This is a genomic window from Variovorax sp. Soil_C_39, from assembly GCF_057656815.1.
Map to the genome: position 1 here is coordinate 178,790 of NZ_JBDGJQ010000005.1, position 22,307 is coordinate 201,096.

A 22,307-nucleotide genomic window follows, 5' to 3' on the forward strand; every position below is an offset into this window, starting at 1 on the left:
AGAAAAAGCGCCCCGGAGGGCGCGGGATCCACGGCGTGCAAGGCGGGGCTCACCCCTGCCTGTTCTGCAGCAGGCCGCCGAGCGTTCCGAGCAGGTCGTTCGGGTTGTCCACGCCTTGCTCCGGCAGCTTGCCGTTGGGCGTGAGCTGATCGATGAGCACCGGCAGCATGGTCGCCAGCATCGGCAGCAGCGATTGCGCATTGATGCCGAGCTTGGCCGCGATGTTGGCGATGGTGTCGCTGCCGAGCGCATCCTGCAGCTGGCCGCCGGAGACCGGCTGGTTCTCTCCCTTGCCGATCCACGAGCCGACCACATCGCCCATGCCGGCCTGCTCGAACTTCGAGACCAGCCCGCCGAGCCCGCCCTGGCCGCCGCTGTTGGAAAGCAGGCTGCCGAGCACGCCCGCGAGCCCGCCGAGTTCTCCCATGCCTGCGCCTGGCGACGACGGCTGCTGCTGAGAGGCGGCGCCGCCGAGCACTTGACCGAGTACCGAATCGAGCATTCCCATGGCCATTCCTTAAGAGAGTGAGAGGACCTGACGGAGCTTACTTGGTGCGCGCCGGCCGCTTGGGCAGCAGCGCAGGGCTCACGTTCTGGACGCCGACCAGGCCGAGCACCGTCACGAGCGAATTTTGCGCGCCCTTCCATGCATCTGTCACGTCGATCGATTCGCTCAGCGCGTGGAAGCCCGCGGCCTTGCCGCCGCCGCCGATGATGATGGCCGGGATGCCGTACGACATCGGCACGTTGGCGTCGGTGCTGCCGCCGCGCAGCAGCGTCTTGTGGCCGAAGGCGCTGTTCGAGCGCGTGGCCGCCTCGACGATCACCGAGTCGGCCGGCGTGCGCCCGCCGGGCCGGTCGCCGATCAGCTTGTTGCTGGCGCTCAGCGTACCGACGCTCCACCGCTTGTTCTCCTCGGCCACGGCTTCGTCGATGGCGGCGAGGATCTTCTTCTCGGTCTCCAGCAGCGAGGCCATGTCGTCCGAGCGGATGTCGATCGCCATGCGCGCGTCGGGCGCGATGGTGTTGACCGAAGTGCCGCCGCCCACCGTGCCGACGGTGAAGGTGGTCTTCGGGAAGCTCGGCGTGCGCACCTCGGCGATCTTGGCGATCGCGCGGCCCATGCCGTGGATCGCGCTCGGCACCTGGCCGAAGGCCGCGAAGCTGTGCCCGCCCGGCCCCTTGAACGTGACTTCGTAGCGGTGGCTCGCGGTGCCGAGGATCAGCACGTTGCCGTCGGGCGAGGGCTCGAGCCCGACCATGCCGTCGATGTCCAGGTGGTCGCGGAAGATCGCCTTCATGCCGCGCAGGTTGCCGAGCTCTTCCTCGCCGACGTTGCCGACGAACAGCAGGTCGCCCACGGTCTGGACCTTCTGCTCGTTGAGCACCTTGAGCCACGACAGCAGCACCGCGAGGCCGCGCGTGTCGTCCGCGATGCCGGGCGCGTGGAGCTTGCCGTCGCGCTCCTTCACCTTCACGTCGGTGCCGGCCGGAAACACGGTGTCGAGGTGGGCCGACACCAGCAGCTTCGGGCCATTACCCGTTCCCTTGCGCAAGCCCACCACGTTGCCTTCGGCGTCGATGCGCGCATCGGCGAGGCCGAGCGCCTTCATGCGCGCGAGAAAGGCCTCGGCACGCTTCTGCTCCTTGAACGGCGGCGCTTCGATCTCGGTCAGCATCTTCAGGTCGTCGACCGAGCGCTCGTGGTCGGCCTTGACCGCCTCGAGCAGCTTCTGCACCGTGGGCGCCGCCATCAGCTGGCTGAAGGCCTTCTCCACCTCGGGCGACACCTGGGCCGGCGTGGGCGCCACGGCATTGTTCTGGGCCTGCGCGCCCTGCACCGCGCAGAACATCGCGAGGACCAGCGGGGCGAGCGGAGCAAGGCGGCGAAGGGTGCGTGGCGAGCGAAGCATGGCGTGATGGTCCTTGTCGTGTCGTGGTGAATATCGGTGAAGAAGCAAGGCGGCCCGCGGTGGCGCTACGGCCCGGCGAGCGAGACCAGCGCGGCGAGCGCCGCGGTTTCCGCGCGCAGGACGCGCGCGCCGAGCGTGACCGGCGTGAAGCCGCAGGCCAGCGCCTCCTGTTCCTCGGTGCTGCTCAAGCCGCCTTCGGGGCCGCTCAGGACCCGCACCGCGCGGTCGGCCGGCGAGGATGCGGCGGCCTCGCCGAGGCGCCGCGTGCCGTCGGCAAGGCTCAGCACCAGGCGCAGCGCGGCGTCGTCCGCGCCGGCCGCGGCCCAGTCGGTGACCTTCGAGAAGGCCCGCACCGGATGAATCAGCGGCACGCGGTTGCGCCCGCACTGCTCGCAGGCCGCGATCGCGATGGCTTCCCAATGTGCCCGCTTCTTCTCGGCGCGCTCGCCCGAAAGGCGCAGCACACCGTGGGCCGTCGCCAGCGGCTGGATGCTCGCCACGCCGAGCTCGGTGGCCTTCTCGACCAGCCAGTCCATGCGTTCGTTGGCCGGCATGCCGACCGCCAGGTGCACCGGGCGCGGGGCTTCGCGTTCGATCGGGGTGTGGCCGCCGACCACGACCGAGACCTCGCTGCGTCCCATGCGCTCGACCGTCGCCTGGTATTCGCCGCCCGCGCCGTCGAACAGCGTGATCGCGTCGCCCGGCTGCAGCCGCAGCACCTGCACATGGCGCGCCGCGCCCGGCGGCAGCGCGAGCGTGGCGCCGGCGGTCAGGGGGACGGCGCAGTGGAAACGGGGCATCCGTTCTAGACCCGGCCGTAGGCAAAGCCGACCAGCGGCGAGCTGCCTTCGATCTCGTCGATCACGCGCAGCAGTGGCGTGAGCTCCATGTAGCGGCTGGCGGTGGAGCGGATGTAGCCGATGAAGCGCGGCGTGTCGGCCAGGTAGCGCGGCTTGCCGTCGCGCAGCGTGAGGCGCGCGAAGATGCCAGCCACCTTGAGGTGGCGCTGCAGCCCCATCCACTCGACCGCGCGGTAGAAGGCGCCGAAGTCCGCGTCGACCGGCAGCCCGGCCTTGCGCGCGGCCTCCCAGTAGCGCACGGTGACGTCGAGCACGAATTCCTCGTCCCAGCTCAGGAAGGCATCGCGCAGCAGGCTCGCGATGTCGTAGCTGATCGGGCCGTAGACCGCGTCCTGGAAGTCGAGCACGCCGAGTTCGGCACTGTCGCCGAGCATCAGGTTGCGCGGCATGAAATCGCGGTGCACGAACACGCTTGGCGACGCCAGATTGCTTTCGACGATCAGCGCAAAGCTGCGCTCCAGCCGTTCCTTGAGCTTGCCCTCGACGGCGATGCCGCGATGCCGCCCGATGTACCACTCGGGGAACAGCGCCAGCTCGCGCTCGAGCAGCGCCCGGTCATAGAGGGGCAGCACGCCGGGCCTGGAGGCCAGCTGCCAGCGGATCAGCGCGTCGATGGCCTGGCCATAGAGCGGGCGGCTCGCCTCGGGGCGGGCCGGGTCGATCACGTCGAGCATGGTCTGGCGGCCGAGGTCGTCGAGCAGCAGGAAGCCGTTGGCCCGGTCCCATTCGAGCACCTGCGGCGCCTTCACGCCGGCCTCGGCCATCAGGCGCGCGACCTGCACGAAGGGCTCGCTGTTCTCCTTGTCGGGCGGAGCGTCCATGACGATGCGCGTGCCCGCGGCGCCGCTGGCATCGACGCGGAAATAGCGGCGGAAGCTCGCATCGGCCGAGGCGAGGCGCACGCTGCCGGGCAGCAGGCCGTGCGCGCCGGCGATGCCCGCCAGCCATGCGTCGAAGGCCGCGGCGCGTCCGGGATCGGCCCAGGTCACGGGAATGGCGGGGGCGGCGGGCTCGGCGGCCGGGAGCGAAGGTGCTGTCATGGATAATCGATTCTACAAATCCGCCTGGCGCGGCAACTCCGGCGGCCCTTGCAAGTCGAACGGGTTGCCGCCGGCTCCCGCAAACCGGCCGGCCTGCCGCGCCGTCCTCCCGACGATCCTTCGTTCTGACCGATGCCTACGATCCAAAGCTTCCCCGTTTGGCACCTTGTGCATTCGCAGCGCCGCCCTGCCAGCGTGCGGGCTGCCTGCGGAACGACGCGGCGGGAGGCCTGATGCGCCAGCGTGCAGTCTTCAGGCGCTCCGGTCCGCCCCTGCCGTTGGCGCTGCTGTCGCTGGCGCTGCTTCATGCGCACGGCGCCTGGGCGCAGCCGGCCGGCGGCCTCGACGGCCCGCTCACGCTCAAGCGCACGCCGCAGCTCACCGAGACCTTGCCCGAGGCCGTGCGCAGCCAGCTGCCGAGCCTGATCACCGGCGACCGCCTCTCGGGCCGCCAGGACCTCGAAACCGTCGTCGAAGGCAACGCCACGCTGCGGCGCGGCGATCTCGCCATCTCGGCCGACCGGCTCGAGTACTACCAGCCCGACGACCGCGCCAAGGCGCGCGGCAACGTGCGCGTCAACCAGGCCGGCAACGTGTACGAGGGCCCCGAGCTCGAGCTCAAGCTCGAGACCTTCGAGGGCTTCTTCAACAACGTGCGCTACAGCTTCCTCGCGACCGGCGGCCACGGCGACGCGCAGCGCATCGACTTCGTCGACAGCAACGTCTCGGTGGCCCGCACCGCCACCTACACCACCTGCCGCCGCGAGGACTTTCCCGGCTGGATGCCGGCCTGGCTATTGAGCGCGGCCACGCTGACCACCGACACCGAGGAGAACGTCGGCGTCGCGACCGACGCGCGGCTGAGCTTCATGGGCATCAGCACGCCGCCGCTGCCGAGCGTGAGCTTTCCGCTGTCCAACGAGCGCAAGAGCGGCCTGCTGCCGCCCACGATCGGGATCGACAACACCAACGGCATCGAAATCTCGCAGCCGTACTACTGGAACATCGCGCCGAACCGCGACGCCACGTTCACGCCCACGCTCATGAGCAAGCGCGGCCTCAACCTGGGTTCCGAGTTCCGCTACCTCGAGAAGGATTACAGCGGCAGCATCCGCCTCGACCTGATGGGCAGCGACCGCCTGGTGGGCCAGCGCTACAACGAGGCGAGTGCGCTGCAGCAGCAGCAGCTCGCCAACGGCGAGATCTCGGCGTCGGACCTGTCGTTCGGCCGCAGGCCCGGCACCAAGCGCTGGGGCATCTGGGCCAACCACCACCAGGATTTCGATGCCCGGGCGCTGGGGCTCGATTCGCTGTCGGCCAACATCAACATCAACCGTGTCAGCGACGACGATTACTGGCGCGACTTCACGCGCACGCCGACGCTGGCGCAGCGCCAGCTGCCCAACGAAGCCTCGCTCAACTGGAGCAAGGGCGACTGGAACGGCGGCATCCGGGCGCTGCGCTACCAGACGCTGCAGTACAGCCTGGCGCCGATCGTGCCGTCGTACGACCGGATGCCGCAGATCACGGCCAACTACAACAAGTACGACTGGCACGGTTTCGACGTTGCGCTGAACCTCGACTACACGCGCTTTCGCGTCAACAGCATCCTGGCTGGCCAGCCGGGCTTCGACGTGGTCCAGCAGTCGCAGCCCGACGGCGACCGGGCGCTCGCGGTGGCCACGATCAGCCGGCCGTTCATCACGCCGAGTTCCTTCGTCATTCCGAAGCTGCAGCTGAACACGGCCTCGTACAACTACTACCGGCCGCAGGCCGACGTGCCTCGGCTCACGCTCAACGGGATCCAGTACGTCAACGGCGTCCCGTACAACCCGAACGCGCTGTATTTCTTTCCGACCTCGAGCAACCGCACGGTGCCGACCTTCAGCCTCGATAGCGGGCTGATCTTCGAGCGTGACGCGAGCTACTTCGGGCGTGCCTTCCGCCAGACGCTGGAGCCGCGCGCGTACTACGTCTACACGCCGTTCCGCAACCAGAACATGCTGCCGAACTACGATTCGGCAGAGAACGACTTCAGCTTCGCGACCATCTACACCGAGAACGCGTTCTCGGGCAACGACCGCATCTCCGACACCAACACGCTCACGCTCGGGGTGACCTCGCGCCTGATCGACCCCGACACCGGCGTCGAGGCCGCGCGTTTCGGCGTGGCGCAGCGGCTGCGCTTCAGCGACCAGCGCGTCATCCTGCCGGGCGGCGCACCGGTGACCGACCGTGCGAGCGACCTGCTCGTCGGCGCACAGATCAACTGGACGCCCAAGTGGAGCCTGGACACGGTCGTGCAGTACAACCCCGACACGCAGCGCTCCGAGCGCGCGGCCATCAGCGCGCGCTACAACCCCGGGCCGTACCGCAACCTCAGCGCCGCGTTCCGCTACCAGGCGCCGAACACGTCGAGCACCACGAGCATCCCGCTCTCCACCGACGGCAACAAGTCGATCGACGTCGGCTGGCAATGGCCGATCAACGACCTGTGGGGCGACAAGGGCAAGGACCTCGGCCCCGGCAAGGGCCAGGGCGGAGGCCGCTGGTACGCGGTGGGTCGGCTCAACTACAGCCTGCAGGACAGGAAACTCACCGACGGCGTGCTCGGCCTCGAGTACGACGGCTGCTGCTGGATCGGCCGCGTGGTGCTGCAGCGCATCACCACCGGCCAGGTGACGGCCAACACCCGCATCATGTTCCAGCTCGAATTCGTCGGCTTCTCGAGCATCGGGTCGAGCCCCATGCAGGCCTTGCGGACGAACATCCAGCGCTACCAACCCCTGCGCCAGCCGACCGAAGGGCCGAGCCGCTTCACCAATTACGACTGAGACGAGATTGAGCAACGCCATGAAACACACACGTTCCATCCTGACCCTGGGCTGCCTGCTGGCAATGGCCGCAAGCGCGGGCGCGCAGCAGGGGCTGCGTCCCGGCGGCGGCAGCGGCATCACGGACATCATGCGCGCAGGCCCTCGCCTCGCGCCGCCGGCGCCGCGCACCGCGCCGTCGAGTGCGCCACCGGTGCAGCGCGCGGCCGAATACATCGTCGCACTGGTCAACTCGGAGCCGATCACCAACACCGACGTGCAGTCGCGCGTGACGCGCTTGGTCCGCGAAAACCCCGAGGCCGAGCGAGTGCCCCGCGCCGAGCTCACGCGCCTCGTGCTCGAGCGCCTGATCTCCGAGCGCGCGCAGCTCCAGCTGGCGAAAGAAAGCGGCATCAAGGTGGACGACGTCGCCATCGACCAGGCCGAGCAGACCGTGGCGCGGCAGAACCAGCTCAGCGTCGAGGAGTTGCGCCGCCGTGTGATGGCCGAAGGCCTCTCGCCGCGCCAGTTCCGCGAAGACCTGCGCGACCAGCTGCTGCTCACGCGGCTGCGCGACCGCGAGGTCGAGTCGAAGGTCAAGGTCAGCGACGCCGAAGCCGACGAGTACCTGCGCGACCAGCGCAACGCGCCCAACAAGGACGCGTCGCTGCAGAACATCAACCTCGCCCACCTGCTCGTCGCCGTGCCCGAGAACGCCACCGAAGCCCAGCTGGCCACGCTGCAGCAGAAGGCGCAGGGCCTCGCGCAGCGCGCCCGTTCGGGCGAGGACTTCGCCAAGCTGGTGCAGGAGAACTCCGACTCGCCCGACCGTGCCAATGGCGGCGCCATCGGCATGCGCACCGCCGACCGCTATCCGCCGCTGTTCGTTGAAGCCGTCCAGTCGACGCAGGTCAACGGCATCGCCGGGCCCATCCGTTCGGGCGCGGGCTTCCATGTGCTCAAGGTGCTCGCCAAGGCGCAGATCGGCGCGGCCGATGCCACCGTCACGCAGACGCAGGTGCGTCACATCCTGCTGCTGAACGACCCCAAGCGCACCACCGCCCAGGCCGTGGCGCAGCTGGCCGAGTTCAAGCGCCGGCTGCAGGCCGGCACGGCGGATTTCGCCGGCCTCGCGCGCGACAACTCGCAGGATGCAAGCGCCAAGGAGGGCGGCGATCTCGGCTGGTCGCGGCCCGGGCAGTTCGTGCCCGAGTTTGAGGAAGCCATGGACCGACTCGCGCCCGGCCAGATCAGCGACCCCGTGGTGTCGCGCTTCGGCGTGCACCTGATCCAGGTGGTCGGCCGGCGCGAAGCCAAGCTCACCCAGGAAGAGCAGCGCGAGGCCGCCCGCGCCGTGCTGCGCGAGCAGCGCGTGGAGGAAGCTTCTAACACCTGGATGCAGGAAGTGCGCGCGCGCGCCTACGTCGAGTACCGCGAACCGCCGCAGTCCTGATGGCACGTCACGTCGCCCGCAAGCGGTTCGGTCAGCACTTCCTGTCCGACGGCGGGATCATCGATGCGATCGTCGGCGAGATCGTGCCGCAGCCCGGCGATGCCATGGTCGAGATCGGCCCGGGGCTCGCGGCGCTCACGCAGCCGCTGGTCGAGCGGCTCGGCCGCCTCACGGTCATCGAGCTCGACCGCGACCTCGCGAAGCGCCTGCGCGAGCATCCGCAGCTCGACGTCATCGAGTCGGACGTCCTCAAGGTCGACTTCGTCGAGGTGGCGGGCCGGTTCGCCACGCCGCTGCGCGTGGTGGGCAACCTGCCCTACAACATCTCGACGCCGATCCTGTTCCACCTGCTGGGCGTCGCCCACCTCGTGGCCGACCAGCACTTCATGCTGCAGAAGGAAGTGATCGATCGCATGGTGGCCAGGCCCGCCACGGCCGACTACAGCCGCCTGAGCGTGATGCTGCAATGGCGCTACGACATGGCGAACGTGCTGTTCGTGCCGCCCGAGAGCTTCGATCCGCCGCCCCGTGTCGACAGCGCCGTGGTGCGCATGGTGCCGCTCGCGCAGCCGCCGGCCGTCGACGCCGCCCGCCTCGGCGAGATCGTCCAGGTGGCGTTCAGCCAGCGCCGCAAGATCATGCGCCACACGCTCGGCAAGTGGCTCGAGCAGCACGGCTTCAACGGCGAGTTCGACCTCCAGCGCCGCGCCGAGGAAGTCCCGGTGCCCGAATACGTCGCCCTCGCCCAAGCTGTCCCCCCACCCCAATAGGAAAAGCCCGCCGGAGAGGCGGGCTTTCGTTCGGGAAACACCGCGGAACTGGCTTCGCCAGGCCGCAGGTGTTTGCCCCCTCGAGGGGGAGGCGGCTACACGAAGTGAGCCGCTTCGGGGGTGGTCAAGCCGCTGCGAGCCAGTAGCCCGCGTTGAAGGGGCTGCTCATGCGCAACGCCAGCGGCGAGACGTCGACCAGTTTGTCGGTCGGCATTTTTTCGCCTTCGGGTTCTGCAGCGGCCGCATTCGCGGTGTTGCCGTTGTTGATGTCGATGCCATCGAGTGCTGCGCCGTTGTTCGGCTGAGCCTCGTTCGCCCGTTCTGCTTGGCTGGTGGATGCAGAACGGGCTACAGAAAAGAATAGAAGCACCGGAATGGGACTTTCCGGTCTCCCCAGTAGTCGGCGGCATCCCGGAAGATGTCGAGCAGTTGCTCGCGCGCTTCCTTGTCGAACTTGGCGTTGGCCGGGATCTGCTCGAGCACGATCACGAAACCGGGCTGCGGGCCCGATTTATGCAACGGATCGGTCATGCAGTCGTACAGCGCGTCGAAGTTCTTGCCGAAGTGCGCCGGAAAGGTGAATTGCTGGGCGATCAGGTCCAGCACGTCCTGCTTGGTCTGGGCATTGCCCAGGTTCGCATACAGGAAATGCTGGCCCGCCGCATTGGCGGCGTCCTGCAGTTCGTTCACGCGGAAGGCGCGAATCGACTGCACGATGTTCGGTCTCACGGAACGAAGGGGTTGAGTCATCTCCGCTGTTTTTTCCATAGTCATCATCATTTCTTCGCAGCGCCTCGGGGCGCCGCTCATGTCTTTGTCATCGCTCATGGCGCGATTCGCCTGAAACTCGCATAGTGGTCCGCCGTGTACCAGCAGGCCTCGGGGGCTGTTTTCTGCGCGCCGCCGCAGACGATGCGCCGCGCACCGCGGTCGCGCGAGCCCGGCGTTGCCACCGTGTACTCGCGGTAATGACCGCGCCGCGCCGGCGGCAAGAGTCGCTCGCGGTTGCCGAATACCGTGCCGTCCTTGTCGTATCGGAAGGGGCCGCCGTTCAGAATGGCCTCATAGGTTCGCCGGCCCTGTGCCGGCAATTCGGACAAGGCGATGGTTTCCTGGGCAGACTTTCCGGTGCTGAACCATTCGCGGGCCCCCGCCCCCGTCGCCAACGCCGCCAGCATCAAGCCGGTGAGCGCAAACTTAGTGACTGAGGACGTGATCGAGGCGTAAGCCGCCATGGGGCACCACAAGAAAAGAGCGGGGATTCCGAACCGCGGTCAACCTTGGGGTTAACCCGCAAATTCAAGCCCGCGAGTGTGCACCACGCTGGCGAAAATAGCAAGCGACTGCTCAAAGTTTGAGCAGTGCAAAGGGATGGTGCGTGGCGCCTCAAGTGGGCGGCCACTTCCCTCCATTCGCCTATCGTTCCGCGTTGGCGTCGGCCACTGTCAAGGCCGTCATGTTCACGATGCGCCGAACAGTCGCGCTGGCCGTGAGAATGTGCACAGGTTTGGCCGCGCCGAGCAGCACCGGCCCGATCGCGATGTTGCCGCCGGCCGCTGTCTTGAGCAGGTTGTAAGAAATATTGGCTGCGTCGATGTTCGGGAAAACCAGCAGGTTGGCATCGCCCGCGAGCGCGCTGTGCGGCATGACGACCGCGCGCTGCTTGCTGTCGAGCGCCACGTCGCCGTGCATCTCGCCGTCCACCTCGAGCCAGGGCGCCTGCACGCGCAGCAGGTCGAGCGTGCGGCGCATCTTCACCGCGCTGGGCTCGTTGCTGGTGCCGAAGTTCGAATGCGACAGCAGCGCCGCCTTGGGCTTGAGGCCGAAACGCATCATCTCCTCGGCCGCCATCGTGGTGATCTCGGCCAGTTCCTCGGGCGAGGGGTCGTAGTTGACGTGGGTGTCGACCAGGAACACCTGGCGGTCGGGCAGCAGCAGGCCGTTCATGCAGGCGTAGACCGGCACGTCCTGGGGCGTGCTGGCGCAGCCGCCGGGGCGCTTGCCGATCACCTGGTCGATGTAGTGCAGGTGGATCAGCGTGGTGCCCCAGGTGCCGCAGATCATGCCGTCGACCTCGTCCTTGTGCAGCAGCATCGCGCCGATCAGCGTGAGGCGGCGGCGCATCTCGATCTTGGCGGTCTGCACCGTCTGGCCCTTGCGCTCGGTCATGCGGTGGTAGGTCTGCCAGAAGTCGCGGTAGCGGTGGTCCTGCTCGACGTTGACGATGTCGTAGTCGAGCTCTTCCTTCAGGCGCAGGCCGAACTTCTCGATGCGCTGCGCGATGATGGCCGGGCGGCCGATCAGCGTGGGCCGCGCAATGCCTTCGTCGACCACGATCTGCGCGGCGCGCAGCACGCGCTCTTCCTCGCCCTCACAGTAGGCGACGCGCTTCTTGGCCGCGCGCTTGGCGGCGTCGAAGATCGGCTTCATCGTGGTGCCCGAGGCATAGACGAAGCTCTGCAGCCGGTCGCGGTACGCGTCCATGTCCTTGATCGGACGCGAGGCCACGCCGCTCTCCTCGGCGGCCTTGGCCACCGCTGGCGCGATCTTCATCATCAGGCGCGGATCGAAGGGCTTCGGGATCAGGTACTCGGGGCCGAAGGTCAGCTTTTCGCCGACGTAGGCGGCCGCCACGCGCTCGCTCTGCTCGGCCTGGGCAAGTTCGGCGATCGCATGCACCGCAGCGATCTCCATCTCGTCGGTGATCGTGGTCGCGCCCGAGTCGAGCGCGCCGCGGAAGATGTACGGGAAGCACAGGACGTTGTTGACCTGATTCGGGTAGTCGGTGCGGCCGGTAGCCATGATCACGTCGGGACGCACAGCATGGGCCTCTTCGGGCGAGATCTCCGGGTTCGGGTTGGCGAGCGCGAAGATCACCGGACGCGGCGCCATGCGCGCCACCATTGCGGACTTGAGCACGCCGCCGGCCGACAGGCCCAGGAACACGTCGGCGCCCTCGATCACCTCGGCCAGCGTGCGCGCCGAAGTCTTCTGCATGTACACGCGCTTGTCGTCGTCCATGAGCTCGGTGCGGCCTTCGTAGACCACGCCGGCCAGGTCGGTCACGAAGATGTTCTCGCGCTTCAAGCCCACCTTGAGCAGCAGGTTCAGGCAGGCCAGCGCCGCGGCGCCTGCGCCCGAGGTCACGAGCTTGACGTCGCTGATGTCCTTGCCCGCGACCTTGAGGCCGTTGAGCATGGCCGCGGCCACCGTGATCGCGGTGCCGTGCTGGTCGTCGTGGAACACCGGGATCTTCATGCGCTTGCGCAGCTCGCGCTCGATGTAGAAGCAGTCGGGTGCCTTGATGTCCTCGAGGTTGATGGCGCCGAAGGTCGGCTCCAGTGCCGCGATGACCTCGACGAGCTTCACCGGGTCCTTCTCGTCGATCTCGATGTCGAACACGTCCACGCCGGCGAACTTCTTGAACAGCACGCCCTTGCCTTCCATCACCGGCTTGGAGGCCAGCGGGCCGATGTCGCCGAGGCCGAGCACCGCGGTGCCATTGGTGATCACCGCCACCAGGTTGCCCCGCGCCGTGTACTTGAAGGCATTGGCCGGGTCCTTGACGATCTCCTCGCAGGGTGCGGCCACGCCGGGCGAATAGGCCAGCGACAGGTCGCGCTGGTTGACCATCTGCTTGGTGGCGGCGATGGCAATCTTGCCCGGCACCGGAAACTCGTGGTACTCGAGGGCAGCGCGCCGCAACTGCGCGCGCTTGTCTTCGGGCGTGGGGGTCGAGGGGGTCGAATCGGACATGGGCCGTTGCTCCTAGCAGCGCTTCTTCTGGGGGCGCCGATTGTAGACCTGGGCCTGTGGCGGCAGGCCGCGAGGCCGCGGGTGACGCCATTCTGTTAACACCCTGTGGCAATATGCGCGGTCTGGGGAAAAACACACGAGGAGCGACCATGGCCCTGATGGATTTCATCAAGAAGCAGTTCATCGACATCATCCAGTGGACCGAGTCGGGCGACGGCACGCTCTCCTGGCGCTTCCCGATGGCGGAGATGGAAATTCAGCATGGCGCCTCGCTCACCGTGCGCGAGTCGCAGGTCGCGGTGTTCGTCAACGAAGGCCAGGTGGCCGACGTGTTCGGCCCCGGCATGTACAAGCTCACGACACAGACCCTGCCGGTGCTCACGTACCTGAAGAACTGGGACAAGCTGTTCGAGTCCCCGTTCAAGAGCGACGTCTACTTCTTCAGCACGCGCCAGCAGGTCGACCAGAAATGGGGCACGCCCCAGCCGATCACGATCCGCGACAAAGACTTCGGCGCCGTGCGCCTGCGCGCCTTCGGCAACTACAGCTTCCGCATCGGCGATGCCAAGCGTTTCCACACCGAGATCTCCGGCACGCGCGAGATCTACAGCGTCTCGGACCTGGACGGCCAATTGCGCGGGCTGGTGCTGCAGAACATCAGCAATGCCATTGCCGCGAGCGGCGTTCCCTTTCTCGACCTGGCGGCCAACCAGATCCAGTTTGCGCAGGCGCTCGCCGCGCAGCTCGTGCCCGAGTTCGAGAAGATCGGCATCAAGCTCGAGAACATCACGGTGCAGAACGTCTCGCTGCCCGAAGAGCTGCAGAAGGTGCTCGACCAGAAGATCGGCATGGGCATGGTCGGCAACGACATGGGCAAGTTCATGCAGTACCAGACGGCGCAGGCCATCCCGAAGTTCGCCGAGGGTTCGGGCAACGGCGGCGGCGGCATCGCGGGCGACGCCATGGGGCTCGGTGCCGGCGTGGCGCTCGGCCAGGTGCTGGCGCAGAACCTCGCGCAGGGCCTGAGCCCGAACGCGGCGGCGCAGGCGGCCGCCACGCAGCAGCAGCCGGCCGTGGCGGTGGTGAGCCCGAACGACGTCATGACCACGCTCGAGAAGCTCGGCGAGCTCAAGACCAAGGGCATCCTGACGCAGGAAGAGTTCGACGCCAAGAAGGCCGAACTGCTGAAAAAGCTCGTTTAAACGCCGGCAATGGCTGAGCAACCAGGCGCCCAGCGCGCCTACCGTGCGCCCTGCCCCGGCTGCGGCGCGCCGGTCGAGTTCCGGTCTGCGCAATCGACGCATGCGGTGTGCCCGTATTGCCAGAGCACCGTCGTGCGCCAGGGCGAGACGCTCGCGCGCATCGGCAAGATGGCGGAGCTGTTCGACGACTTCAGCCCGCTGCAGCTGTTGGCCGCCGGACGCATCAACGATCAGCCGTTCACCCTTGTCGGGCGGCTGCAGTACGGCCATGCCGGCGCACGCTGGACCGAATGGATCGCGGCGCTCGAGGACGGCCGCAGCGGCATCCTCAGCGAAGACAACGGTGCCTACGTCTTCTCGCTGCCCTACGACTTGCAGCGCACCGCGCCGCCCCCCGTCGACCTGCGCGTGGGCGCGACCAGCGCCTTCAATGGCCAGAGCTTCACCGTGTCGTCGAACGAGCAGGTCGCGCTGCTGTCGGCCCAGGGCGAACTGTCGCACTTGCCCGAACTCGGTCGCGCGTTCCCGATGGTCGAGCTGCGCAGCGAGAACGGGCTGGTGCTCGGCATCGACTACGGCACGCATCCGCCCACGGCCCATCTCGGGCGTTCGGTGCAGCTCGAAGACCTGCAGCTCACGGGCCTGCGCGACGAATCCGCCAAGGACGAGAAGGGCCGCGCGTTCAACTGCCCCAACTGCGGGGCGCCGATCACCGTCAACCTGGCTGACAGCAAGAGCATCACCTGCCGCTCGTGCAACAGCATCGTCGACCTCACGCACGGCATTGGCGGCGAACTGCGGCATGCGGCGCAGGACGAGCCGGTCCGTCCGCTGATTCCGCTCGGCAGCATTGGCCAGCTGCAGGGCGTGCAATGGCAGGTGGTGGGTTTTCAGCATCGCATGGGCGTGGAGCCCGGCGACGACGAGCACTTCGGCTGGAACGAATACCTGCTCTACAACCAGAAGCGCGGCTTCAGCTTCCTGGTCGACGCCGAGGACGGCTGGAGCATGGTCAAGCCGACCACCGGCGCGCCGCGGATGGCCGAGAACGGCAGCAGCGCCACCTACCTCGGCAAGCGCTACCCGCAGCAGTACGCCTACAACGCCGAGACCACCTACGTGGCGGGCGAGTTCTATTGGCAGGTCGAGCGCGGGCAGAAGACGTTCAACCGCGACTTCGCCGACGGCCGCTCGCTGCTCTCGATGGAGCGCTCGGCCAACGAACTCACATGGTCGTCGGGCAACAGGCTCGACAGCGGCGCGGTCTCGGCCGCCTTCAAGCTCGACGACAAGAAGGACATGTTCACGCGCAGCGACGCGCTGCCGGTCAGCGCTGCGTCGGGCATGGGCTGCGGCACCATCATCCTGATCATCGTCGTGCTCTTCATCGTGCTGATCGTGCTGAGCACCTGCAGCGGCCGCAGCAGCGGCTCGTCGACCGGCGGCTACCGCGGATCGGGCGGCTCTTACGGCGGCTACTCGAGCGGCGGCGGCCACAAATGAGCAACAACCCCACACCAACTACGACTGGAGGTCCCCATGGGATTTGAATGGCTGAAACCGGGCGTGGTCCTCGGATCGCTCGTCTATGCGCTGATCGGCGTGCTGATCTTCTGGCTGTGCTTTCTCATCATCGACAAGCTCACGCCCTACGACCTCTGGAACGAGATCGTCGAGAAGCAGAACGTCGCGCTCGGGCTGGTGGTGGCGGCGATGAGCCTGGGCATCAGCATCATCGTGGCGGCCGCCATCCATTGACGGTCGCGCAGTCCGGCCCGAAGGGCCCGCAGCCGGTCGAGATCGCGCTGCTCGCCAGCGTCTTCGTCGTGGCCGCCTGCGGCCTCGTCTACGAGCTCACCGCGGCCGCGCTGAGCTCGTACCTGCTCGGCGACTCGGTGCTGCAGTTCAGCACCATCATCGGCACCTACCTGTTCGCGATGGGTGTGGGCTCGTGGCTGTCGCGCTACTTTGAACGCCAGCTGCCGGCGCACTTCCTGCGCATCGAGCTGCTGGTGGCGCTGATCGGCGGCGCGCTGCCCGCCGTGCTGTTCCTGGCCAACGCCTACGTGCCCGGCGCCTTCCGGCTGCTGCTGTACGGGCTCGTGATGGTGGTTGGCACGCTGGTCGGGCTCGAGATCCCGCTCGTGATGCGCATCCTCAAGCGCAACGTGGTGCTCAAGAACCTCGTGTCGCAGGTGCTGACCTTCGACTACCTCGGCGCGCTCGCCGTGTCGGTGGCCTTTCCGCTCGTGCTCGTGCCGCAGCTCGGCATGATCCGCACCGGGCTGCTGTTCGGCATTTTGAATGCGGCGGTCGCCCTGTGGGCGCTCTGGCTGTTTCGCCACGAGATGCGGCGGGTCGGCGCGCACTTCGTCGCGTGCCTGCTCTCGCTGGCCGCGCTGGTGGCGGGCTTTGCAGGCGCCGACCACATCACCACGCTGGCCGAAGACCGGTTCTACCAGGAGCCGATCGTCTTCAGCGCCAGTTCGCCCTACCAGCGCATCGTGGTCACGGGCGGGCCGCTCGGCCACCGCCTGTTCCTCAACGGCAACCTGCAGTTCGCGGAGCGCGACGAGTACCGCTACCACGAGGCGCTGGTGCACCCAGCGATGGCCGCCCACGGTGCGCCGAAGAAGGTCGCGGTGCTCGGCGGCGGCGACGGCATGGCGGTGCGCGAGGTGCTCAGGTACCCGTCGGTCGAATCGGTCACGCTGGTCGAGCTCGACCCGAACATGACGAAGCTCTTCACCGGGCACGAGACGCTGGCCGCGCTCAACGGCCATGCGCTGTCGTCGCCGAAGGTGAAGGTCGTCAACACCGATGCATTCCAGTGGCTGCAGCAGCAAGGCGCGGCGGACGACACCTACGACGTGATCGTGGTCGACTTTCCCGACCCCACCAACTTCGCGATCGGCAAGCTCTACACCGGCAGCTTCTACGCGCTGCTCGACCGGCGGCTCGCGGCGAGCGGCTACGCGGTGGTGCAGACCACGTCGCCGCTGGTGGCGCGCAAGAGCTACTGGACCGTGGCGACCACCATCGAATCGGTCGGCCTGCGCGCCGCCCCATACCACGCGCATGTGCCGAGCTTCGGCGAATGGGGCTTCATCATCGCGAGCCGCCGTCCTTACCGGCTGCCCGACGCACTGCCTTTGGGCCTGCGCTTTCTCTCGCCCGCCACGCTGCCCCTGATGTTCGACTTCCCGGTCGACATGGCGCGCGTGCCGGCCGAGGTGAACCGGCTGTCCAACCAGGTCCTGGTCACCACCTACGAGCGCGAGTGGGGCAAGGTGATGGGGCACGAGTGAACAGAGGCCCTGGCATGCAGCGACGCGAATTCCTCGGCGTGGCGGCGGGCGCGGCCGGTGCCTTGGCGCTGGCCGGCTGCGAACCGGCGCCTTCGACCATCGAGGGCGGGTTCGCGGGCAGCGATGTGGCGCGCGGCCATGCACTGCGCGACGGCGCGCTGAACGGCCGGCCGGTCGCGGCCACGCGCAAGGTGCGCGTGGTGATCGCCGGCGGCGGCGTGGCGGGCCTCGCGGCGGCGCGCGCGTTGCGCCTTGCGGGCATCGAGGATTTCGCCCTGCTCGAACTCGAGGACGCAGCGGGCGGCAACGCGCGCGGCGGCATGCTCGGTGGCGTGCCCTGTCCGCTCGGCGCGCACTACCTGCCGGTGCCCGGCGACGATGCGCACGAGGTGCAGGACCTGCTCGAGGAGCTCGGCCTGCGCCGGCGCGAGGCGGGCCGCTGGGTCTACGATGAGCGCAGCCTCTGCCACAGTCCGCAGGAGCGTCTGTTCTTCCAGGGCGAATGGCAGGAGGGCCTGCTGCCCGTGCAGGGCGTCGGCGCGGACACGCATGCGCAGTACCGCCGCTTCGCCCGCCGTATCGGCGAACTGCAGCGCACCGCGCGCTTCGCCATTCCCACGCTGCGCGCTGCACTCACGCCCGCGCTGCTTGCACTCGACGCCCTGCCCTTCTCGCGCTGGCTCGATGGCGAACGCTTCGGCGATGCGCACTTGCGCTGGTACCTCGACTACTGCTGCCGCGACGACTACGGCGCCGGCATCGAGCATATGTCGGCATGGGCCGGCATTCACTACTTCGCGAGCCGGCACGGCTTCCATGCGCCCGGCGAGAGCGATGCGGATGCGTCGGAGCGCGAAGGCATCCTCACCTGGCCCGAAGGCAACGGCTGGCTCACCCAACGGCTCGCCGCGCCGCTCGGCGAGCGGCTGCGCACCGGCCAGGTGGTCGCGCGCATCGCGCAGCTGCGCGGCGGCGTCGAGGTCGATGCGTGGGACGCCGCATCGCAGTCGCTGGTGCGCTGGCAGGCCGAGCGCTGCATCGTTGCACTGCCGGTGTTCATCGCCGCGCGCGTGGTCGAGAACGCGCCGCGCGTGCTCGCCGACGCCGCGGCCCACATCGGCCATGCGCCCTGGCTCGTGGCCAACGTGCACCTGCGCGCGCCGCTCGCCGACCGCCCCGGTGCACCGCCGAGCTGGGACAACGTCGTCTATGGCACGCGCGGCCTCGGTTACGTCGATGCGCGCCACCAGTCGCTCGACCCGACGCCGCGCGGCACGGTGCTGAGCTGGTACCGGCCGCTCGGCCCGAGCCGCCACGACGAGGGCGCGGATGGCCGGCGCCTGCTGCTCGAACGGCCGTGGACCGGTTGGCGCGACGAGCTGCTCGCGGAGTTGTCGGTGCCGCATCCCGACCTGGCCGCGCTCGCCACGCGCATGGAGATCGTGCGCTACGGCCATGCCATGGCCGTGCCGGTACCGGGCCTGCTCGAGCGGCTCGGCGCGGCCGACGGCGATGCCGCGCACCGCGGCCACATCACCACGGGCCGCCTCTCATTCGCGCACGCGGACTGGTCGGGCTATTCGATCTTCGAAGAAGCGTTCACGCGCGGGCACCTGGCGGGGGCGGTGGTGGCATGACGCTGCCGGCCCGTGTCACTGCGCCGTCACGGCGCGGCGGCATCGTCTCGCGTTTCGAGCGAGACCTTTCGATCCATGAAGATGCGCCTTTCCGTTCTTTCCTTCGCCGCCGCTGCCGGCGCCCTGGCCGGTGCCGCCGCCGCGCAGGCCCAGACCGCGTTTCCCGCCACGCTCGCCGGCCACGCCGTGCTGCCCGCACAGAGCTTCGTCGCCGTGCCCAAGGACGCGCCGGCCGACTTGCGGCTGAGCGGCAAGTTCACCTCGGGCAAGCGCGTGGAAGCGTCGGGCACGGTCGAGGGCCTGTCGGGCGGCCGCGGCACGGGCGTGTCGCTGCCGTTCCAGGGCCAGCCGCTGCAGGGTCACTCGGGCATCAAGAAGATGGACGATGGCTCGTTCTGGGTGCTCACCGACAACGGGGCCGGCGCCAAGGCCAATTCGCCCGACTTCATGCTCTACCTGAACCGCTACAAGGTGGATTTCGCGAGCGGCAGGTTCGATCGCCTCGACACGGTCTTCCTGCACGATCCCGACAAGAAGGTGCCGTTCCGCATCGTCCATGAAGGCACGAAGCAGCGCTACCTCACGGGCTCGGACTTCGACCCCGAGAGCTTCCAGTTCGCGGGCGGCGCGCTGTGGATCGGCGACGAGTTCGGCCCGTTCCTGATCAAGGCCGACCTGAAGGGCAAGGTGCTCGCGGTGTTCGACACCCAGGTCGGCGGCAAGGCCGTGCGCTCGCCCGACCATCCGGCCGTCACCACGCCCGGCGCGCCGGGCGGCGCGGTCGATTTTCAGGTCAGGCGCTCGAAGGGCTTCGAGGGCATGGCCGCGTCGAAGGACGGTACCAAGCTCTATGCGCTGCTCGAAGGGCCGGTGTGGAACGCCGAAGCCAAGGACTACGAGCGCGTCGACGGCAAGGAGGCGCTGCGCGTGTTGGAGTTCGACGTGGCGAGCGAGAAATGGACCGGGCGCCACTGGCACTACGTGCTCGAGGCGAACGGCCACGCCATCGGCGACTTCAACATGATCGATGGCACCACCGGCCTGGTCATCGAGCGCGACAACGGCGAAGGTACGGCCGACAAGGCCTGCCCCGAAGGCCAGAAGCGCAGCGACTGCTTCCACGACCTCGCGAAGTTCAAGCGCGTCTACAAGATCGAGATGGGCGACGCAAACGTGGGCGCCGCGGTGCGCAAGATCGGCTACATCGACCTGCTGAACATTGCCGACCCCGCCAAGCGCGCGCGCAAGCCGCTCAACGACGGCGTGCTCAAGTTCCCGTTCTTCACCATCGAGAACGTCGACGTGGTCGATGCGACGCACATCGTGGTCGGCAACGACAACAACTTGCCGTTCTCGAGCAGCCGCGAGCCGAACAAGGCCGACGACAACGAGCTGGTGCTGCTCGAGGCGGGGGCGCTGCTGCAGGCCAAGTAGCAGCGGCACGCGCCCTCAGCCGCGCATCAGCGCCTCGATCTCGTCGGCCTTCACCGGCACCCCGCGCGTGATGAGCTCGCAGGCGGTGTCGGTGACGATCGCGTCGTCCTCGATGCGGATGCCGATGTGGTGGAACTGCTCGGGCACGCCCTCGCCCGGGCGCACATAGATGCCGGGTTCGAGCGTCAGCACCATGCCTGGGCGCAGGATGCGGCTCGGGCGGTTCTTGATGACTTCGTTCGACAGCGGGTCCTTGCGCTCGCTCACCTCGCCGACCTGCGTCGGCTCGACATAGCTGCCGCAGTCGTGCACGTCCATGCCGAGCCAGTGGCCGGTGCGGTGCATGTAGAACTGGAAGTACGCGCGCTTGTCGATCACGTCGTCGACGCTGCCGACTTTGTTGGCATCGAGCAGCCTGAGGTCGAGCATGCCTTGCGAGAGCACGCGCACGGCCGCATCGTGCGGATCGTTGAAACGGTTGCCGGCCTTGGTGGCCGCTACCGAGGCGTCCTGGCTCGCGAGCACCAGGTCGTAGAGAGCGCGCTGCGGCCCGCTGAACCTGCCATCGGCCGGGAAGGTGCGCGTGATGTCGCTCGCATAGCCGTCGAGTTCGCAGCCCGCGTCGATCAGCACCAGCTCGCCGGCGCGCACCGGTGCGGCGTCGGCGCGGTAGTGCAGCACGCAGGCATTGGCGCCCGCGGCCACGATCGAGCCATAGGCCGGGTACTGCGAACCGCCAAGCCGAAATGCGTGCAGCAGCTCGGCGTCGAGGTGGTATTCGCGCACGTCCTTGCCCTCGCGCAGCATGCGCGCCGACAGCTGCATCGCGCGCACGTGCGCGTGGGCGCTGATGTCTGCGGCGCGGCGCATGATGTCCTGCTCGTGCGCGTCCTTCACGAGCCGCATCTCGTCGAGCGGGCTGCAGAGGTCGCGCTGCGCGTCGGGGCACAGCGCGCCGAAGCGCACGCGCGCGCGCACCGACTGCAGCCAGCCGTCGATGCGGGTTTCCAGGCCCTGGTGGGTGGCGAACGGGTACCAGACGACGTCGCGGTTCTCGAGCAGCTTCGGCAGCCGGGCGTCGAGCTCGCCGACCGAGAGGGCCGCGTCCACGCCGAGCGCTTCGGGCGCGGCCTCGGGGCCGAGGCGGTAGCCGTCCCAGATTTCGCGCTCCAGGTCTTTGGGCGCGCAGAACAGCGTCGCGCGGCCGTCGCCAGCCAGCACCAGCCAGGCGTTCGGCTCGGTGAAGCCGGTCAGGTAGTAGAAGTAGCTGTCGTGACGGAACAGGAAGTCGCTGTCGCGGTTGCGCTGGCGCTCGGGCGCGGTCGGCACGATGGCAATGCCGTCCTTGCCGAGCTGCGAGGCGAGGCGCGCGCGGCGCTCGGCGTAGATCTGGCGTTCTGCTGGGGTCATGTTGGCGTGTTCAGTTGAAGAAGCCGCTCCGGCGTGCCCACGTCGGTCCAGGGGCCGGTGTGGAGTTCGGCGCTCACGCATTCATTGTCCATCGCGGCGCGCAGGATCGGCGCCAGCGGGGCTTTGGCGCCTTGGGGGTTGCCCGGCGGAATGTCGCAATAGGGCGGCGCGAACAGCGCGCGGCGGTAGAGGCCGATGGTCGAGAAGGTGTATTTTTTTTCGCTCGCCTGGTTCAGCGCGAGCCCGTCGGCCGAAAGCCCGAAATCCCCGCGCGGGTTGTGCGGCGGGTTCGGCACCAGCCACAGGTGGGCGAGCTTGCCACTGGCCGCGAAGCGGTCGACCACCGCCTGCTCGAACACGAAGCCGGGCGCGAACACGTCGCCCGCCGCGACCCAGAAGATGTCGCCGAGCAGCGGCAGCGCGCGCACGATGCCGCCGGCGGTCTCGAGCGCACCGCCGAAGTCGCGGCCCTCGTCGGAGTAGGCGATCGACAGCGCGCCATGCCCTTCGAGCACGGGCCGCGGTCCGAAGCGGCGCACGATCTGCTCGCCGAGCCAGGCCGCGTTGACCACCAGATCGGTGAAGCCACCGGCTGCCAGCGCCTCCATGGGCCACTGCATCAGCGGCTTGCCCTGCACTTCGAGCAGCGGCTTGGGGCACGCGTCGGTGAGCGGGCGCATCCGTTCGCCGCGGCCCGCCGCGAGGATCATC

At 68.4% G+C, this 22,307-nt stretch carries 19 protein-coding genes; 9 read left to right on the plus strand and 10 right to left on the minus strand.

Annotated elements, in window-relative coordinates:
• Window positions 1-49: 49 nt before the first annotated feature.
• The 4 genes from AC3A6J_RS15110 to AC3A6J_RS15125 all read right to left on the minus strand — a co-directional run bounded on the left by AC3A6J_RS15110 (window position 50) and on the right by AC3A6J_RS15125 (window position 3,813).
• Entirely contained in the window at window positions 50-508 is a 459-nt protein-coding gene (locus AC3A6J_RS15110; RefSeq protein ID WP_487860777.1) for a YidB family protein, read from the minus strand.
• 37 nt (window positions 509-545) lie between these two features.
• The gene (locus AC3A6J_RS15115) at window positions 546-1,913 is read right to left on the minus strand and encodes a M20/M25/M40 family metallo-hydrolase (RefSeq protein WP_487860778.1); all 1,368 of its coding nucleotides are present in this window, start codon (window positions 1,911-1,913) and stop codon (window positions 546-548) included.
• A 65-nt stretch (window positions 1,914-1,978) separates the two neighbouring features.
• A complete protein-coding gene (locus tag AC3A6J_RS15120; protein ID WP_487860779.1) occupies window positions 1,979-2,713 on the minus strand; it encodes a 16S rRNA (uracil(1498)-N(3))-methyltransferase in 735 nt (244 codons plus the stop codon).
• 5 nt (window positions 2,714-2,718) lie between these two features.
• Window positions 2,719-3,813 (minus strand): aminoglycoside phosphotransferase family protein, encoded by a 1,095-nt coding sequence (locus AC3A6J_RS15125; RefSeq protein ID WP_487860780.1) that lies wholly within the window; start codon window positions 3,811-3,813, stop codon window positions 2,719-2,721.
• Between the two features lie 233 nt (window positions 3,814-4,046).
• On the opposite strand from AC3A6J_RS15125, the gene AC3A6J_RS15130 reads away from it, so the two are divergent.
• Genes AC3A6J_RS15130 through rsmA form a run of 3 tightly spaced genes read left to right on the plus strand, consistent with a single transcriptional unit; the run spans window position 4,047 to window position 8,849 of the window.
• The gene (locus tag AC3A6J_RS15130; RefSeq protein WP_487860781.1) at window positions 4,047-6,647 is read left to right on the plus strand and encodes an LPS-assembly protein LptD; all 2,601 of its coding nucleotides are present in this window, start codon (window positions 4,047-4,049) and stop codon (window positions 6,645-6,647) included.
• 19 nt (window positions 6,648-6,666) lie between these two features.
• Complete coding sequence (locus AC3A6J_RS15135; RefSeq protein WP_487860782.1) at window positions 6,667-8,079, plus strand: peptidylprolyl isomerase; 1,413 nt, start codon at window positions 6,667-6,669, stop codon at window positions 8,077-8,079.
• The gene (rsmA, locus tag AC3A6J_RS15140) at window positions 8,079-8,849 is read left to right on the plus strand and encodes a 16S rRNA (adenine(1518)-N(6)/adenine(1519)-N(6))-dimethyltransferase RsmA (protein WP_487860783.1); all 771 of its coding nucleotides are present in this window, start codon (window positions 8,079-8,081) and stop codon (window positions 8,847-8,849) included. The genes AC3A6J_RS15135 and rsmA overlap by 1 nt, the downstream gene beginning before the upstream one ends.
• Before the next feature lie 124 nt (window positions 8,850-8,973).
• On the opposite strand, the gene AC3A6J_RS15145 is transcribed toward rsmA, so the two are convergent.
• The 4 genes from AC3A6J_RS15145 to AC3A6J_RS15160 form a co-directional block, all read right to left on the minus strand.
• The gene (locus AC3A6J_RS15145) at window positions 8,974-9,219 is read right to left on the minus strand and encodes a hypothetical protein (protein WP_487860784.1); all 246 of its coding nucleotides are present in this window, start codon (window positions 9,217-9,219) and stop codon (window positions 8,974-8,976) included.
• Window positions 9,198-9,623, minus strand: a complete 426-nt coding sequence (locus tag AC3A6J_RS15150; protein WP_487861090.1) for a barstar family protein — start codon at window positions 9,621-9,623, stop codon at window positions 9,198-9,200. Before AC3A6J_RS15150 ends, AC3A6J_RS15145 begins: the two co-directional genes overlap by 22 nt.
• Before the next feature lie 50 nt (window positions 9,624-9,673).
• A complete protein-coding gene (locus AC3A6J_RS15155) occupies window positions 9,674-10,084 on the minus strand; it encodes a guanyl-specific ribonuclease (RefSeq protein ID WP_487860785.1) in 411 nt (136 codons plus the stop codon).
• Between the two features lie 181 nt (window positions 10,085-10,265).
• On the minus strand, window positions 10,266-12,605 hold the full coding sequence (locus tag AC3A6J_RS15160; protein ID WP_487860786.1) for an NADP-dependent malic enzyme: 2,340 nt from the start codon (window positions 12,603-12,605) through the stop codon (window positions 10,266-10,268).
• A gap of 149 nt (window positions 12,606-12,754) precedes the next feature.
• Between AC3A6J_RS15160 and AC3A6J_RS15165 the strand changes: the two genes are divergently transcribed.
• From AC3A6J_RS15165 to AC3A6J_RS15190, 6 genes are all read left to right on the plus strand, one after another.
• On the plus strand, window positions 12,755-13,807 hold the full coding sequence (locus AC3A6J_RS15165) for an SPFH domain-containing protein (protein ID WP_487860787.1): 1,053 nt from the start codon (window positions 12,755-12,757) through the stop codon (window positions 13,805-13,807).
• A gap of 9 nt (window positions 13,808-13,816) precedes the next feature.
• Window positions 13,817-15,310, plus strand: a complete 1,494-nt coding sequence (locus AC3A6J_RS15170; RefSeq protein ID WP_487860788.1) for a DUF4178 domain-containing protein — start codon at window positions 13,817-13,819, stop codon at window positions 15,308-15,310.
• A gap of 36 nt (window positions 15,311-15,346) precedes the next feature.
• On the plus strand, window positions 15,347-15,565 hold the full coding sequence (locus AC3A6J_RS15175) for a DUF350 domain-containing protein (RefSeq protein WP_487860789.1): 219 nt from the start codon (window positions 15,347-15,349) through the stop codon (window positions 15,563-15,565).
• Window positions 15,562-17,115: a polyamine aminopropyltransferase gene (locus tag AC3A6J_RS15180; protein ID WP_487860790.1), complete on the plus strand. Its 1,554-nt coding sequence runs from the start codon at window positions 15,562-15,564 to the stop codon at window positions 17,113-17,115. Before AC3A6J_RS15175 ends, AC3A6J_RS15180 begins: the two co-directional genes overlap by 4 nt.
• Before the next feature lie 14 nt (window positions 17,116-17,129).
• The gene (locus AC3A6J_RS15185; protein WP_487860791.1) at window positions 17,130-18,752 is read left to right on the plus strand and encodes an FAD-dependent oxidoreductase; all 1,623 of its coding nucleotides are present in this window, start codon (window positions 17,130-17,132) and stop codon (window positions 18,750-18,752) included.
• An 81-nt stretch (window positions 18,753-18,833) separates the two neighbouring features.
• Entirely contained in the window at window positions 18,834-20,186 is a 1,353-nt protein-coding gene (locus AC3A6J_RS15190; protein ID WP_487861091.1) for an esterase-like activity of phytase family protein, read from the plus strand.
• 15 nt (window positions 20,187-20,201) lie between these two features.
• On the opposite strand, the gene AC3A6J_RS15195 is transcribed toward AC3A6J_RS15190, so the two are convergent.
• Together AC3A6J_RS15195 and AC3A6J_RS15200 are read right to left on the minus strand one after the other, a co-directional pair.
• Complete coding sequence (locus tag AC3A6J_RS15195; RefSeq protein ID WP_487860792.1) at window positions 20,202-21,596, minus strand: aminopeptidase P N-terminal domain-containing protein; 1,395 nt, start codon at window positions 21,594-21,596, stop codon at window positions 20,202-20,204.
• Window positions 21,593-22,306, minus strand: coding sequence for a nucleotidyltransferase family protein (locus AC3A6J_RS15200; protein ID WP_487861092.1), 714 nt, complete (start codon window positions 22,304-22,306; stop codon window positions 21,593-21,595). Before AC3A6J_RS15200 ends, AC3A6J_RS15195 begins: the two co-directional genes overlap by 4 nt.
• Window position 22,307 lies beyond the last annotated feature (1 nt).

What these genes read in the sequence shown, in the direction of transcription:
- AC3A6J_RS15130 (WP_487860781.1), top strand. Translation starts at nt 4,047, where the DNA reads ATGCGCCAGCGTGCAGTCTTCAGGCGCTCCGGTCCGCCCCTGCCGTTG.
- AC3A6J_RS15135 (WP_487860782.1), top strand. Translation starts at nt 6,667, where the DNA reads ATGAAACACACACGTTCCATCCTGACCCTGGGCTGCCTGCTGGCAATG.
- AC3A6J_RS15200 (WP_487861092.1), bottom strand. Translation starts at nt 22,306, where the DNA reads ATGATCCTCGCGGCGGGCCGCGGCGAACGGATGCGCCCGCTCACCGAC.
- AC3A6J_RS15160 (WP_487860786.1), bottom strand. Translation starts at nt 12,605, where the DNA reads ATGTCCGATTCGACCCCCTCGACCCCCACGCCCGAAGACAAGCGCGCG.
- AC3A6J_RS15150 (WP_487861090.1), bottom strand. Translation starts at nt 9,623, where the DNA reads ATGACTATGGAAAAAACAGCGGAGATGACTCAACCCCTTCGTTCCGTG.
- AC3A6J_RS15190 (WP_487861091.1), top strand. Translation starts at nt 18,834, where the DNA reads ATGCGCCTTTCCGTTCTTTCCTTCGCCGCCGCTGCCGGCGCCCTGGCC.
- AC3A6J_RS15165 (WP_487860787.1), top strand. Translation starts at nt 12,755, where the DNA reads ATGGCCCTGATGGATTTCATCAAGAAGCAGTTCATCGACATCATCCAG.
- rsmA (WP_487860783.1), top strand. Translation starts at nt 8,079, where the DNA reads ATGGCACGTCACGTCGCCCGCAAGCGGTTCGGTCAGCACTTCCTGTCC.
- AC3A6J_RS15185 (WP_487860791.1), top strand. Translation starts at nt 17,130, where the DNA reads ATGCAGCGACGCGAATTCCTCGGCGTGGCGGCGGGCGCGGCCGGTGCC.
- AC3A6J_RS15125 (WP_487860780.1), bottom strand. Translation starts at nt 3,813, where the DNA reads ATGACAGCACCTTCGCTCCCGGCCGCCGAGCCCGCCGCCCCCGCCATT.
- AC3A6J_RS15195 (WP_487860792.1), bottom strand. Translation starts at nt 21,596, where the DNA reads ATGACCCCAGCAGAACGCCAGATCTACGCCGAGCGCCGCGCGCGCCTC.
- AC3A6J_RS15175 (WP_487860789.1), top strand. Translation starts at nt 15,347, where the DNA reads ATGGGATTTGAATGGCTGAAACCGGGCGTGGTCCTCGGATCGCTCGTC.
- AC3A6J_RS15155 (WP_487860785.1), bottom strand. Translation starts at nt 10,084, where the DNA reads ATGGCGGCTTACGCCTCGATCACGTCCTCAGTCACTAAGTTTGCGCTC.
- AC3A6J_RS15120 (WP_487860779.1), bottom strand. Translation starts at nt 2,713, where the DNA reads ATGCCCCGTTTCCACTGCGCCGTCCCCCTGACCGCCGGCGCCACGCTC.
- AC3A6J_RS15170 (WP_487860788.1), top strand. Translation starts at nt 13,817, where the DNA reads ATGGCTGAGCAACCAGGCGCCCAGCGCGCCTACCGTGCGCCCTGCCCC.
- AC3A6J_RS15110 (WP_487860777.1), bottom strand. Translation starts at nt 508, where the DNA reads ATGGGAATGCTCGATTCGGTACTCGGTCAAGTGCTCGGCGGCGCCGCC.
- AC3A6J_RS15115 (WP_487860778.1), bottom strand. Translation starts at nt 1,913, where the DNA reads ATGCTTCGCTCGCCACGCACCCTTCGCCGCCTTGCTCCGCTCGCCCCG.